Origin of the sequence: Rhodococcus sp. 008 (genome assembly GCF_001682295.1) — a bacterium.
GTDB lineage: Bacteria > Actinomycetota > Actinomycetes > Mycobacteriales > Mycobacteriaceae > Rhodococcus_F > Rhodococcus_F qingshengii.
Map to the genome: position 1 here is coordinate 374,777 of NZ_CP015203.1, position 13,612 is coordinate 388,388.

At 60.3% G+C, this 13,612-nt stretch carries 9 protein-coding genes and 3 pseudogenes; 5 read left to right on the forward strand and 7 right to left on the reverse strand.

Annotated elements, in window-relative coordinates:
- The first annotated feature begins 78 nt into the window (after positions 1–78).
- Positions 79–1,428, forward strand: coding sequence for an IS30 family transposase (locus tag AOT96_RS32140; RefSeq protein ID WP_065352991.1), 1,350 nt, complete (start codon positions 79–81; stop codon positions 1,426–1,428).
- Here AOT96_RS32140 and AOT96_RS36685 read toward each other — a convergent pair.
- The gene (locus AOT96_RS36685) at positions 1,325–2,185 is read right to left on the reverse strand and encodes an IS3 family transposase (RefSeq protein ID WP_412778668.1); all 861 of its coding nucleotides are present in this window, start codon (positions 2,183–2,185) and stop codon (positions 1,325–1,327) included. The genes AOT96_RS32140 and AOT96_RS36685 overlap by 104 nt on opposite strands.
- Positions 2,131–2,301: pseudogene (locus tag AOT96_RS36690) on the reverse strand (transposase); the annotation flags it as partial. The pseudogene AOT96_RS36690 and the gene AOT96_RS36685, both read right to left, overlap by 55 nt.
- Before the next feature lie 196 nt (positions 2,302–2,497).
- Between AOT96_RS36690 and AOT96_RS32155 the strand changes: the two are divergent.
- Complete coding sequence (locus AOT96_RS32155) at positions 2,498–3,532, forward strand: DUF7064 domain-containing protein (RefSeq protein WP_058228498.1); 1,035 nt, start codon at positions 2,498–2,500, stop codon at positions 3,530–3,532.
- A 695-nt stretch (positions 3,533–4,227) separates the two neighbouring features.
- On the opposite strand, the gene AOT96_RS32165 is transcribed toward AOT96_RS32155, so the two are convergent.
- Both AOT96_RS32165 and AOT96_RS32170 read right to left on the reverse strand, forming a co-directional pair.
- Complete coding sequence (locus tag AOT96_RS32165) at positions 4,228–5,373, reverse strand: acyl-CoA dehydrogenase family protein (protein ID WP_174519530.1); 1,146 nt, start codon at positions 5,371–5,373, stop codon at positions 4,228–4,230.
- A 136-nt stretch (positions 5,374–5,509) separates the two neighbouring features.
- Entirely contained in the window at positions 5,510–7,105 is a 1,596-nt protein-coding gene (locus AOT96_RS32170) for a class I adenylate-forming enzyme family protein (protein ID WP_058228501.1), read from the reverse strand.
- 574 nt (positions 7,106–7,679) lie between these two features.
- Between AOT96_RS32170 and AOT96_RS32175 the strand changes: the two genes are divergently transcribed.
- Positions 7,680–8,450: an SDR family NAD(P)-dependent oxidoreductase gene (locus AOT96_RS32175; protein WP_058228502.1), complete on the forward strand. Its 771-nt coding sequence runs from the start codon at positions 7,680–7,682 to the stop codon at positions 8,448–8,450.
- Positions 8,451–8,556: 106 nt separating this feature from the next.
- On the opposite strand, the pseudogene AOT96_RS36695 reads toward AOT96_RS32175, so the two are convergent.
- Together AOT96_RS36695 and AOT96_RS35895 are read right to left on the reverse strand one after the other, a co-directional pair.
- A pseudogene (locus AOT96_RS36695) lies at positions 8,557–8,643 on the reverse strand (IS6 family transposase); the annotation flags it as partial.
- Positions 8,644–9,040: 397 nt separating this feature from the next.
- Positions 9,041–9,427: a hypothetical protein gene (locus tag AOT96_RS35895; RefSeq protein ID WP_167349923.1), complete on the reverse strand. Its 387-nt coding sequence runs from the start codon at positions 9,425–9,427 to the stop codon at positions 9,041–9,043.
- Between AOT96_RS35895 and AOT96_RS32185 the strand changes: the two genes are divergently transcribed.
- Positions 9,420–10,469 (forward strand): integrase, encoded by a 1,050-nt coding sequence (locus AOT96_RS32185; RefSeq protein WP_231917474.1) that lies wholly within the window; start codon positions 9,420–9,422, stop codon positions 10,467–10,469. The two genes, AOT96_RS35895 and AOT96_RS32185, sit on opposite strands and share 8 nt — an antisense overlap.
- A 48-nt stretch (positions 10,470–10,517) precedes the next feature.
- Positions 10,518–11,121: pseudogene (locus AOT96_RS32190) on the forward strand (IS256 family transposase); the annotation flags it as partial.
- Between the two features lie 43 nt (positions 11,122–11,164).
- Here AOT96_RS32190 and AOT96_RS32195 read toward each other — a convergent pair.
- The gene (locus AOT96_RS32195) at positions 11,165–12,433 is read right to left on the reverse strand and encodes a hypothetical protein (protein WP_141695873.1); all 1,269 of its coding nucleotides are present in this window, start codon (positions 12,431–12,433) and stop codon (positions 11,165–11,167) included.
- Between the last annotated feature and the right edge of the window lie 1,179 nt (positions 12,434–13,612).

Genomic DNA, 13,612 nt, shown 5'->3' on the forward strand with positions numbered 1-13,612 from the left:
GGACGCAACATTCGAGGTCAGGAGGGTGTTGTGGGTCGTCCATCGGATTGGGTGCGGGAAGTAACGGGCAGGGCTCCGATGAGGTCACCGGGAGCACCGGGCCATCCTCGGTCGAAGGAACGGCAGTTTTGGGACCAGATCGCCACAGGCAAGCTTCCTCGTGAGGCAGCTGACGCTGTCGGCGTGGGACAGCCTGTGGGCCAGCGGTGGTTCCGGCACGCTGGCGGGATGACGCCGTATTCGTGGCCCGCGCCGGCAGGCAGGTACCTCTCTTTGGCAGAGCGTGAGGAAATCGCGATCCTGCACGCCACAGGCCATGGGGTGCGCGCGATAGCGGGTGCCATCGGGAGGAGCCCGTCGACGATCTCGCGGGAGCTGCGGCGTAACGCTGCCACGCGTGGCGGCAAGCTCGAGTACCGCGCCAGCGTGGCGCACTGGAAAGCCGAGTTGTTTGCTCGTCGCCCGAAGACCGCCAAGCTCGCGGCCAACGATCGGTTACGGCACTACGTCGAGGACCGACTCTCAGGCCAGATCACCAAGCCGGGCGGCGATGCGGTCGCCGGACCGTTCGAACGGCAATGGAAGGGCTTGAACAAGCCGCATCGTCAGGACCGCCGATGGGTGAAAGCGTGGAGCCCTGAGCAGATTTCGCACCGGCTACCGATCGATTTCCCGGATGATGAGTCCATGCGGATCAGCCACGAAGCCATCTACCAGTCCCTATTCATCGAGGGTCGCGGTGCGCTGCGCCGCGAACTCATCTTGTGCCTGCGCACCGGCCGCGCTCTTCGGATGCCACGCGCGAGAGCGAAACGCGTTGCCTGGGCCCATGTGACACCGGACGTACTCATCAGCGAGCGTCCCGAAGAAGCCGACGACCGTGCGATCCCCGGGCACCACGAAGGTGATCTCATCATCGGCACGGACAGGTCCGCGATCGGCACCATCGTCGAGCGCACAACCGGATACACCACCCTCGTGCACCTGCCTCGGGAACAAGGGTGGCGACAGCAACCGATCACCAAGAACGGGCCGGCACTGTCGGGATACGGAGCGGTGTCGATGAACAGAGCGTTGGCACAGGCACTGGCGTCGATGCCCACCGAACTCAAACGCTCGCTGACCTGGGACCGAGGAAAGGAAATGTCCGCACACGCCCAGTTCACCATCGACACCGGGCTGAAGGTCTACTTCGCCGACCCACACAGCCCATGGCAACGAGGTACCAACGAGAACGCGAATGGACTACTGCGCCAATACTTTCCGAAGGGAACTGATCTCTCGCGATGGAGCCCAGACGATCTCGCGGCAGTCGCACACGCTCTCAACACGCGACCACGGAAACGACTCCAATGGCGAACCCCCGCTGAAGCCTGGGACGAACACCTACGATCAATTCAACAGCAACGTGTTGCTTCGACCAGTTGAATACGCCCTGAACTCCGTGGTCAGAATGTATCAACGTACCGGGCGTCGGACCCCGATTCGAAATAGCCATTCCCAGAGCGTTCGTCACCAACGTCGCCGTCTGAGAACTATCGATAGACCACCCCACGACTCGCCTCGAAAACGTATCCAAGACAACAGCGCAGTAGATTTTCCCTTCGCGCGTGGGATGTTCCGTAATATCCGTGACCCACAGCTTGTTCGGCTCGTCGCGGGTGAACTTGCGGTCCACGAGATCGCTCGCGGTCGGAGTCTGATGCTTGGAACGCGCACGTTTGTTTCCCGGAAGTCCTTTCACACCAGCAGTTCTCATCAAGAGTTCGACACAGCCGTGTCCAACAGCAATGCCGTGACCAAGGGTAAGTTCGGCATGAACACGCCGGGCGCCGTAGGTGCCATGGGAGGCGGTGTGAACCTCGGTGATCAGCTGTGTCAGCCAGGCATGTCGCAGTGAGCGTTCCGAGGGTGGCCGGTTTCGCCACTCGTAGAAACCGGACTCGGACACCTCCAGAACCCGGCATGCCGTCTGCACGGGTAGTCCTTCCTTGGCCATCACTTCGATCGCTTCGAACCGCCTTTTGGGAGCACCACCGACTTCAGTAACTCGGTGGACCGTGTGGCGATGGCGAGTTCGGTCTCCAGCTGAGCGATGCGGCGGCGGGCGGCGGCGAGTTCGGCGCTCTCGATCGAGCTCAGCCCCGGCTTCTGTCCGGAATCGATGAGCTCCTGGTTGCGCCAGTTGTAGATGGTCTGTTCGGTGACATCGAGACCTGCGGCGACCTCGGCAACCGTGCGTCCTGACTTCAACAGATCGAGAACTTTCCGGCGGAACTCGGGTGGATAACGTCGGGGCATCGTGAACCTCTCTCGGGTGCATCAATGCCTGAAGTAAAACAAACGAACTCCGGAAAACTCGGGGCACATCAAAGTCTCCACCGAACTCAGGGCGATTCACTTTCACGACCGGTCGATGAAAGCCAATGACGGTGCCGTCGCCATGAAACCTTCTGCGCGCGTGCGCTTTGAATCAAAATTAGTCGAAGGGATTACCATGAATCAGAAAGTTCCAGGGGCAACTCTGGTCTACGAAGACGACGCTTCTATTCACGAAGTCGGCCCCGAACCCGATTGGCGCGAGAGCTACTACCTCAATTTTGCCAGCATCGATGGAGACATCAGCGGAATCGTATGGCAAGGCGTCCGGCCCAATAGCGGGGTCGGGGAGGCAGTTTTCGTCCTATACGAAGGCGATACCCCTTTACTGCACTCCGTCAACATGCAGGTGCCTGTACCCGAGGACATCGGCACGGAGCGAATGACACTGGGCCACCAGGGATTCGAGTGCATCGACCCGTGGCGTCATTGGAAGGTCCAATACGACGACGGGACGGACCGAGTTGCATTGGACTGGACGCAAATATCAGACACGTGTAACTGGCACTGGCAAGACCTCCAGGACTCCATCCACTACCAAGGGTCGGGTCGAGTCGAGGGCGTTGCGGTGATCAAAGGGCGCGAGATCCCGATCGTCGGCTACGGTGACCGCGATAGAGCCTGGGGAAAGCGCAACTACGGACCACTCAAATTTGCAGTCAACTTCTTCTCGCAGTTCGAGGACGACACCATGCTGCATGCCTTCGTCATGCTCGACCCTGCGGGTCACGAGCGTCTTCACGGTTACCTGCACCGCGACGGACTGACTCGCGACCTGGTGGAATACGACGCCGACTTCACCTACGACGAGGAAGGAAGACCACCGACCACTGCGCGACACCGAGCAAAAGACGTCGATGGCCGAGAGATCGAGATCTCCGAAACCCACTTCAGGCATGCCTTGGAATTCGCTACTGCACCCGACGGTGCAAACCTCCAAGGAGGCAAGGGCATTCCGGAGCATGCCGGCAGTCGCATGTTCTTGGGCTCGCACCAGTACCGTCGACCAACTGGCGAGCACGGCGTCGGATGTATCGACATGAATTTCTGGATCGGACACCAGCAAAAGCAGGTACGTGCCCGAAGCCCTTTGTTCTCAAAGCTATACGGTTTCGGTCGCGGCGCAGAACCGAAGGACGCCGCAACCGACTGATCCCACAGGAAACCACGAGCGCGACCAGATGTCGACGGACTTACGCTCGGTTCAGCTGATTGATTGTCAGGTACGTGTGGGACCCTTTGTCGTGATTCCGATGAAGGGTCCCACGATTTTCGCTTGGTCCAGATCACAACTAGGTCTATCGGCGTTCATCACACGCAGAGAAGATTTATCCCTGGCCAAAGACTTTTCGTCGGCGTGGTCGCCGCGGTCATTACCCGCCGCCACGGTCGCGGCAGTCTACGGACACATGTTGTGGGAGAAAGTGATCGGCGATCTGTGGCTCCGCGACCGAGCGAGCACCACAACCGGGTTCAGCAAGATTACAGCCGTCTTCGTTCCTGCACGCTAGCCGACGACTACAAACCTGGACCTTGTTGATCGTTATCCGTAGACGGCCGTATGCAATACGTCCCTCCTCAGGCACCGCGATCCCGGATCTGGTCATTGGCTCGATGACAACGCTGCCCCAGTTGAGATCAGGTATTCCGATCACAACTGGGGCAGCGTATTGCGCTCGACCTCTATCGTTAGGCATTCTTGCTGCCATCGATGGCGACGCCTTCTTCCTGTCGACAAGGGGTCCCGAACCCTCCTCGGTCGGTGCGTGCGAGCTGAGGGAACCATGGCCCGCACACCGCAGCGTCGGGCTGCGTCGGCGCACCCGGTATCCGGTGGCCTAGTGGTCCTCAGGAATGGAGTCCGCCAATTTTGGTGAGAACTTGCAGCATTACCTCGTCTGCACCGCCACCGATGGACGTCAGTGCCATGTCCCGAAGGAATCGGGCCGTCCAGGTTTCCTCCATGTACCCGATGCCACCGTGGTACTGCAGGCATGTCGTCGCCACGTCCCTGGAGAGACGACCAATTTCGAGCTTCGCCACCGTCGCGTAGCGTGTGGTGTCTTCGCCGCGCATGTACGCCTCTGCGCAGGCGTAGTTGTACTGTCGCAGCATGTCGAGGCGGGCGTACAGTTCGGCCAGCTTGAACGCAATATGCTGGTTGTCGATGAGCGCCTTGCCGAACGTCTTCCGCTGCTTGAGATAGTCACAGGTGCGGTCAAGGGCCTGCTGCAGGCCACCGACACGGTCGTACGCGGCACTCATTCGTTCATTCTGGAACTGAGTCATCTGCTGTTGGAAACCACGGCCGATCTCACCGATCGTGTTGGTGATCGGTACCCGCAGATCCGTGAACGCCAACTCCGCCGTGTCGGAGCACCGCATTCCCAGTTTGTCGAGCTTGCGCGAGACCGTGAATCCCGGCAAATCGGTCGGCACCACGATCTGAGAGAAACCCCTGGCCCCCGGCTCATCGGAGGTGCGAGCAAGCAGACAGATCCAGTCCGCCTGGGTTCCATTGGTGATGTACAACTTCGATCCGTTGATCACCCAGTCGTCACCATCACGCACCGCGCGGGTCCGCAAATTCGCAACGTCCGATCCGGCGTCCGCTTCCGTTACCGCGATCGAACACACCGCTGTACCGGCAATCGCCGGGGCAAGGTACTTCTGCTTCAGCTCCTCGCTTCCGAACCGGTGCAGTGAGGGGGTCGCCATATCGGTCTGCACGCCGATTGCCATCGCCACACCACCGGCGTCTTTCCGTCCGAGTTCTTCGCGCAAGATGACCGTGTACAGGTGCTCCGCATCTTGCCCTCCGTACGCGTTGTCGTATTCCAAGCCCAACAATCCGAGCGAACCGAGCTTCGGAAAGAGCTCATGAGCCGGCAAGCCGCCCGCAGCCTCCCATTCGTCAACGTGCGGCTGGATTTCCTTGTCGACGAACTGGCGAACCATTTTGCGGAACGCGATGTGCTCTTCGGTGAACGTCACCATTGTGGGCGACTCCTCTCTTATTGTTATCTCTGTTTTTCGGCCGCATTCGCAGCTACCCCGCTGAATGAACAACGAGTCGCTGGGCATCAAACCCGTACTCGTTTGCAAGCATTTCCGGACATGCGACCGCAGATCAGGTGCTGCGCAGCTTGTGCTTCTCGATCTTCCCAGTGGCTGTCCGAGGCAACGTATCGACGAATACGATTTCCTTGGGAACCTTGTATCCCGCTAGTTGTTTCGAGCAGAAGTCAAGGATCTCGGCCTCGGTAATCGGCGAGTCGGCCTCAACGACGACGACAGCTGTCACCGCCTCACCCCAACGCTGATGCGGGCGACCCACTACCGCGCATTCAAGGACTCCGGGACACCTCACCACTGCTTGTTCCACTTCAATGGAGGAGACGTTCTCGCCGCCGGACTTGACGATGTCCTTCAAACGGTCGGTAAACCAAACCACCCCATCGTCGTCGATGTGGCCGATATCGCCGCTGTGGAACCAGCCGTGTGCGAAACTGGCATCGTTCGCCTGCGGATTGTTCCAGTACTCGGTCATCAACTGTGGTGTACGATAGACGATTTCACCCTGCTGCCCACGATCGAGCAATGTTCCAGTGGCATCCATGATGCGGACATCGGTGGTCAGAGCGGGCGATCCCCACGCGCCGTGCTTGGTGCGCTGGTGCGCCGGAAATTGCATCTCACTGGCCGGAGTAGTTTCAGTTTGCCCCGAAGCAATCACGATGTCAGCGTTCGGGAAGGCTGTGCGCACTGCGTCGACGCGTTCAAGTGCCATCGGCGCCATCGCGTAAAGGCCGAGTTTTACCGAGTCCGTGCGCGTCTTTCGCTGTCCCACTTGAACGAGTAGCGCTTCCCACATCATCGGAAGCAATACCAGATGGGTGACCGCGCGCTGCTCGATACCGTCAGCGATAGCAGCTGGGTCGAACGCCCGGTACAACACTGCGGTGCCGCCCGTCGCAAGCAGGGGCAGCAGCAGAGCGTCAAGGCCGGTGACGTGAAACATCGGAAGCGTAATGGCCATAATCGATCCCGATACATCGCGCTGATGACGCATTTGAATTGCAGTGCTCAACAATGCGATGAGTACCGCGTTGTGACTGGTGAGGACACCCTTAGGGTTGGACGTGGTCCCCGAGGTATACAGACAATGCACAACATCGTCGTCCTCAACGAGCACTTCCACCGGCGCGGAGCCACACTCCAGCAGGCTCTCCCATGACGTCAGGCCACCACCGTCGAACGATTCTGGACCCTTGCCGATGACCAGCAGGTGCGCCGGCAGGGATGCCAGTTCCACCGCATCGAGGATCTTCTGAAGATGCTCATCTGCAACTGCGACGGCAGCCACAGCAGAATCAGAGAGCTGAAACGCAATCTCTTCCGCCGACAGGGCGAGATTGATAGGCATGAACACGATGCCAGTCTTTGCGCAGGCAAAGAACGTGACGACGAACTGCCAGCTATTGGGCGCGACCATAGCCAGTCGATCGCCACGTGACAGTTTGGCGGCCAGCAGACCTCTGGCAACAGAGTTTGCCTGCGCGTCGAGTTGACGGTAGGTGACGGCGACGTCTCCATCGACCAGGGCCACACGATCACCGAAATGTTCTGCTCCGCGCGTACTGATGTCTCCGATACAGGATCGGCGGACCAGGTTGACGAGGAGAGCCGGGTTAAGTTGCGAATCAGTAGCTTTCGAGGAAGTCATGGGTTTCCCTGTCGAAGTGAGGAGTCGATAGCGACCAGAACATGATGGACGGCGTGCGGGAGGTGCGATTCGCGCCGGATTGTGCACCACATCACATGCTGACCGTACAAGCGGTCAGTAGTAATTGACAATGCCATCCAACTGTCGGTGTTAACCGACATCGACTTGACCGCCGCTTTCGTCCCCTCCGCATAGAAGCAGTGGAGAACATTCCGAGTTACACCGAAATCGAGCGGCGAAAAGATGTTCGAGGGATCACAGGTACGGCCTCGAAACGAAGAACTAGATGGGCCCACCGGAATAGTGAGAACAAGTACGAATCACCGTGATAACCAATCCCCTAGTACCGAGACTGGCCTGCGGTACGGCAAGGTTCATGCAATCCAGACAATCCACAGGACAAGTCTTCGAGCCAGGCGAATCGCGCAACTCGGCCCGAGGAGGCAGTGAAGGGATCGATTGCCACGTCTTCAATGACAAGAAGTCGCTCTGCAATCGGACTTCGACTCGCGTCCATAAAGGCGATCACGCTCATCGCCTAAATCAACCGTTCTCACAGCCTGGAGGGGCACAAATGCCGAAGCTGACGAACAAAGCGGTTCTAATAGTTGGTGGCACGTCCGGCATCGGAGCTGCCACCGCAAGATTGTTCGCACACGAGGGTGCGGACCTGACGCTCGCGGCACGCAAACCCTGGAGCGATGAGCTGGCTGCAAGCATCCACAACAGCGGCGGTCGAGCTCAGTTTGTCGCTACCGATGTGCGCAAAACCGAAGACATCCGCACTCTCTTCGAGCTACATATGAAGCTGCACGGAAAGATTGATGTGCTATTCAACAACGCCGCCTACGACGGACCAGGCACTCCTGTCCGGGAAACCCCCGACGACGAACTCGACAAGGTCCTTGATACAAATATCAAAGGAGTATTCATCTCATGCCGGGAAGCCATCCCACATATGGAGCGTGCAGGTCACGGGATTATCATCAATACGACAGCAGGATCGGCTCGCGAAGGGTTGGCATGGCCGAACCTAGCCGCATACATTGCATCCAAGGGCGCGATAATTTCATTCACGCGAGCCCTCGCCGTAGAACTTTCCAAACATAATATTCGAGTGAACTCCCTCAACCCAGGCGTAGTCGAAACGCCACTATTGAACGATTTCATAGGCAAGAGCGATGACCCCGAATCGTTCCGAGAGTCATTGAACTCCATGCATTTGATGGGACGAATCGGACAACCAGACGAAATCGCACGTGCTGCACTTTTTCTTGCCTCAGACTCGTCATCATTCATGACCGGCACGGACCTTCTGGTCGACGGCGGACTAGTACTCGGCTGATCAAGGAATACGGCCTTCAATCGGCACTGTCGCGTTGATTGAAAAGTGTAGCGGCACAGTCGATTATTGAGATGTCGAGATGGAACACCGTCGGGTTGTTTGCCTTTCAGGCGGCAACATCGGTCGCGGTGACTTCCCGCCAGACCGCGAAGCGGTCGGCCATCTCGGTACGCCATTCGGGCGCACGCTTGCGCCGGTGAGCTTCCCACCGCAACGGGGCGGCCAGCCGTCAGCATCTGCGGAGTTCCGCACGCCGGGTGTAGCGCTGACAGACACATGTGATGCCGGAACCCGCGCAGAGCATCCACCCGCAGCGGGGGACATCACCTCTAGCCAGGGCACCAGCAGGACGCACGTGGACTTGTTGATGAAGCCGAGCCGGTCTCGACGGCCACACACAACAGGGGACCGACGAGACCGGGAAGACGCCGACTACGACATCAACGCTTACACTTCGACCATACATGTAAACATCACTGGACGATGATGCGCCGCACCTTCCACAGCTCCCAGCCGCTTTATACAGCGCACTCGCTCATACGGCACGGTGGTATCACCGAGCAGCACGCGGACAAGGGATCACGCTGTTCTCAAGTGTTTTCCGCAGCGATGAGTGTAAATCCGCCACCCTCGGCTAACTCGATGATGTTGGGCCGGTTACGGCTTCGGCGAAAGAAGCCTCGGCCCCGAATGGGTGTGACGGCGAAAACGTATCGTCGGTCGTCGTCGATGACGCAGGACGTCGTCGCGGTGACAGAATCGGTGTGTAATTCGAGCGCGGCCCAAAGATCCGTAACGTCGGTGTGGAGGCGCACGAGAACGTCTTCAGTAATCAGAGCTGTGGCGACACGTTTTTCGAAGACAAGGTCGCCACAGGACTGGTGATTGGTGATGAAGGTTTCTACTCGAACCAGTGCTTCTCGAGATGATTCAGGCGCGCCGCGCCACCACCCCCAACGCGCCTGCGCCATGCTCACCGAACTCGGCCGCCACCTCGACGCCGGGCATCCGCCGCATCCGCAGACGCTGCTGCAACGCGTCACCGCCAACGTGCCGCTCTCACGAGCCCTCGAGGACTTCCTCACCGGCCGGCAATTGGCGCTGCCGCTGGACCGCGAGGAACAACGGGCCGCTGCCCGGCGGCAACGCCGCATCGACGTCGTACCCGAATCGCTGCGGCCAGCGGCCGAAGGATTCGCCGACCATCTCGTCACCGGCCGCGACCGCGCCCGCCGCAGCGGAACCCACCCGCGTAGCCACGCCACCATCGAAGCCCGACTGAGCGCGGTACGTGACCTCGCCTGTTTCCTGACCGCCGAGCGCGGCACCACCGACTGGGCCACCGTCAATGTCGGCGACATCGAAGCGTTCCTACGCACCCGCGGCAACCGACGCGCCCACTACCTCACCGGGCTGCGCCAGTTCTGCCGCTACGCCACCCGGCGACGGCTGATGCTCGTCGATCCCACCGCTGGTTTGAATGCACCACAGCCCTGGGGCTTTCGCGGTTCGACCCTGACCCTCGAGCGGCAACGTGAACTGTTCGCTCGCTGGACCGGCGCCCCCGACGTTCACCCGCACGAGGCGTTCGTCGGACTCGCCGCTCTGCTGCACGGTGCCACCACCCGAGAGCTGCAACATCTGACCGTCGACGCCGTCGATCACGACCAGCAGCGTATCCACTTTCGCGGCCGAGCTCACTCGACACCGCTGGACCCGTGGACCTGGACCGCGTTGGCGCACTGTCTCGATCACCGCAATACGTTACGCAGCAACAACTCCCATGTATTGATCACCCTGCAAACCAAAGCCACCTGCGCGCCCGCCTCCGACGGCTACGCCAAGAACACCCTGCGTGCGGTCGGAATCGGGCCCCGGATCCTGCGTTCCACCAGGCTGGTCTCCCTGATCACCACCGTCGACGCGAAGCTCGTCGCCGCCGCCTACGGTATGACCAACGGTGCCGTCATCGCCTACCTTGCCGACCACGTCGACCCCACCCGGCTGCCGAACCCGTGACAATTCAGGTGCCACCTCGCACAGGTTCGCGCGAACCTGTGCGCCTTCGCCAAATTCTGGATGTCAGCCTTGACTGACATTCGAAATCGGGGCACCCGGGACGTGTTCTTCCTGGTCTGCGACGGGCTCAAGGGATTGCCGGAGGTGGTCGAGCACGTGTGGCCGGCCACGACGGTACAAACGTGCGTCGTGCATTTGATCCGAAACACGTTTCGGCTCTCGGGTCGTCAACACTGGGACGCGCTCAAACACGATCTCAGACCGATTTACACGGCACCGACCGAGGCTGCTGCTCAGGCAGCGCTGGACGAGCTCGCCGAGCACTGGGGACAGAAATATCCGGCGATCATCCGATTGTGGACCAATGCCTGGCAGGAATTCATCCCGTTCCTCGATTACGACACCGAGATACGCCGAGTCCTGTGCTCCACCAACGCGATCGAGTCCCTCAATGGCCCGCTATCGGCGGGCGGTGAAAGCGCGGGGTCATTTCCCTACCGAGGTCGCTGCGCTGAAATGCCTCTACCTGGTGACGCGTTCACTCGACCCGACGGGCAAGGGCCATGCACGATGGACAATGAGGTGGAAGCCTACTCTGAACGCGTTTGCGATCACGTTCGCTGACCGTTGGCCGGGATCGGAAACTTACTGATGGAAACCGGCCGAAACACCGTTATCGAGACAGACCCCCATGGTCAGGGAAGCGTTCGAAATGACCCAGATCCGACGATCTCGTCATCGGCTTCCAGGGTGTAGTTGTAGCTCGTATTCGGTGTGAGACTCGTGACGATGCTCAAAGTGCGCAGTCCGGTCCGGGTTGTGTAGTTGTAGACGTAGAACGGGCCTTGGGTGGCTGTGACTCGGAACGTCGTTCGACTGGTTCCGGCGGGAATGGTGACGACCATGTTTGCGCCGGTCCTCGTCGGGGTCAGGGTGTAATTCCAGACGTCGGAGGTCGGCTCTGTGGTGGTGGTCGATGCCTGCGTCATCGGTGGTGTTGTTGCGGTGGGGGGAGTTCCTGTCGTAGTCGTTGTCGCCAATGTGGTTGTCGTCGAGGTCGTCGACTCGGGGGCAGCGGTGACAGTGGTGGGAAGGTGGTTGTTCGGCACGTGATCGTCGAGGTGACTGGCCAGAACTGCGCCGAAGGTACCGGAAAGGTTGTGCCCGATACCTGTTGGAGACTCCAGATCCGCGGTAAAGCCGTGTGCCGAGTACCAAGCCGAGCCTTTCTGCGCATCCAAGAGTGCGTTGTAGCCGTCGCTAACAGTGGTGCCGTTGTCGGCGCCTCCGGTGTACCAGTGCATGGGTAGGTCGGCGATCAAGCCGCTGGCGAAGGGCTGAGCAGATACACGTGGCGCACCGCCGCCACCGAAGACCACGGTGCCGCCGCCGTCGATCTTGCTGGAGTACTTCGGGAGGAGGAATTGGGTGATGAACTGGGCGCCTCCGCTGTAACCGACGAGCCAGATGTCCTCGGTGTCGATGTTGTAGCCCGCCTTCAGTGTGTCGAGCAGGTCGGCGACGAAGTCGGCGTTCGCGCTTCCGTTTTCCCACCACGTGATATCCCCGGCCGAGTCCGGAGAGCGCACCGGAACGGTGATGTAGCCCCGCGAGCGGGCTTGAGCCACGATGCCCGACGGACCGCCGAGGCTGTACGACGAGGTGGGGTTCGCGAATTCGTACGCCCCGTCGCCGTGGAACTGAAGCACCAAACCGGCAGCGTGATCCTGCGGGATCCCTGCGGAGTAGACATGGTACTTCGACGAAAGACCGTTCGAGGCGGTGAAGGGCTGAAAGGTCCGATCCGAATAGGCCATACCGGTGCCGTAGGTGTTCTCAGCCGAGGCAAACGAGGACGGGACGACGATTGAGATGAGGCCGGTCAGCGCCGCCAGTGCCGCTGTAGCCAGGGCAGTTCGGGCGGGCGCGGCGGAGGCCGTCGATCCGAATCGGGGCATGGGCACTGCCTTTCCTCTCGAGGCCGCGGCGTAGCCCGCGTGACTCACACCTCGAATGAAAGAATGCCACCTCGGGTACCGCACGGTCGGCATTTCCCGATAGTGCCCCGAGAGTGGCTGGTGTCGGACGGAATGCTTGGCTTCGCGAACGCCGAGTCATGTTGACAGTGAACCGCTTTAGTGTTGTCGGCAAAGAACCTGACGATAGTATGGCAGCCGGCCGCTCTGGCGAGCCTGCATGCCCTGATCAGGTCGGCATCACCCGGCGTTCCATCACGGACCACCCGTCCACGCTGTAGTGAAGGTATCGGGGACTTTTCGTCCTGCCGCGCGTAACGCGCATCCCTCACCGCGTTCCTGACTCGCCGAGAACGCTACCGCCTGGCCCCTCTTCCTGTGATGCGTCGCCCATGAAGTGGTGCTACCTGCCGGAACGCAACACCCGATTCGAAGCAACGATCTTCCTTCCCATTCCATGACCCACCACGGACTCGTGCGACCAGGTGACAATGCCACCCCTCATGCTCGGTATGACAACGGACAGTGCCGTCGTCCCCGGCTGCACCGTATCCGCTGTCGGCATCACCTGGCGAGTAAGCCTGAAGAGACTCGCTGACGAACGGTCTGATCCATCGCACATCGCTCCGAGGACGGCAGCGGTGTCGGGTTCCGGCTCCGGATCTCCTGGAAAGCGCGTGGTAGACCGCGCGAACATCTCGTGGGTAACCTCTGGTGCAGAAGACTTTTTCAGAGTTCAGTAGCAGTTGGGCGCCCGCCGACCGGCTGGTCACTCGACGGGAGGCGGGGCGCCCGTCTCTTGACCAGGCCCAGATCCTGTATCCGCAAGTCCGCTCCGACGGTTTCGGTAACGGCGATCAGTCACGCGCATCGCATCGCGTCGAACCGAACCGACCCGTCGAGCGAGTGCCGTCATCTCGCGGTCGGTATTGATATCGCCGGAATCGACGCGCCCGCCCGATTCGGTCGGCTTCCGATCGATATTCGATCAGCGACGGCTGCACACGAGAGATCCGCGCGGGTGGTGTCGTTTCGAACAGTCGCTGGTTACTCCTCGGCAAGAGTCGGTGTCGGTTCCTTCGCTCGGTGGTGCGGACCGCCGAGCGAGCCACCACAAGGCAGTTGGGGTACTTGCGCGCTGTCTCAGTGATTCTGGGGACACGAGCC

Coding starts and splice junctions, on each gene's coding strand:
- AOT96_RS32140 (WP_065352991.1), top strand. CDS start 79: ATGAGGTCACCGGGAGCACCGGGCCATCCTCGGTCGAAGGAACGGCAG.
- AOT96_RS32170 (WP_058228501.1), bottom strand. CDS start 7,105: ATGACTTCCTCGAAAGCTACTGATTCGCAACTTAACCCGGCTCTCCTC.
- AOT96_RS32185 (WP_231917474.1), top strand. CDS start 9,420: ATGCTCACCGAACTCGGCCGCCACCTCGACGCCGGGCATCCGCCGCAT.
- AOT96_RS32175 (WP_058228502.1), top strand. CDS start 7,680: ATGCCGAAGCTGACGAACAAAGCGGTTCTAATAGTTGGTGGCACGTCC.
- AOT96_RS32155 (WP_058228498.1), top strand. CDS start 2,498: ATGAATCAGAAAGTTCCAGGGGCAACTCTGGTCTACGAAGACGACGCT.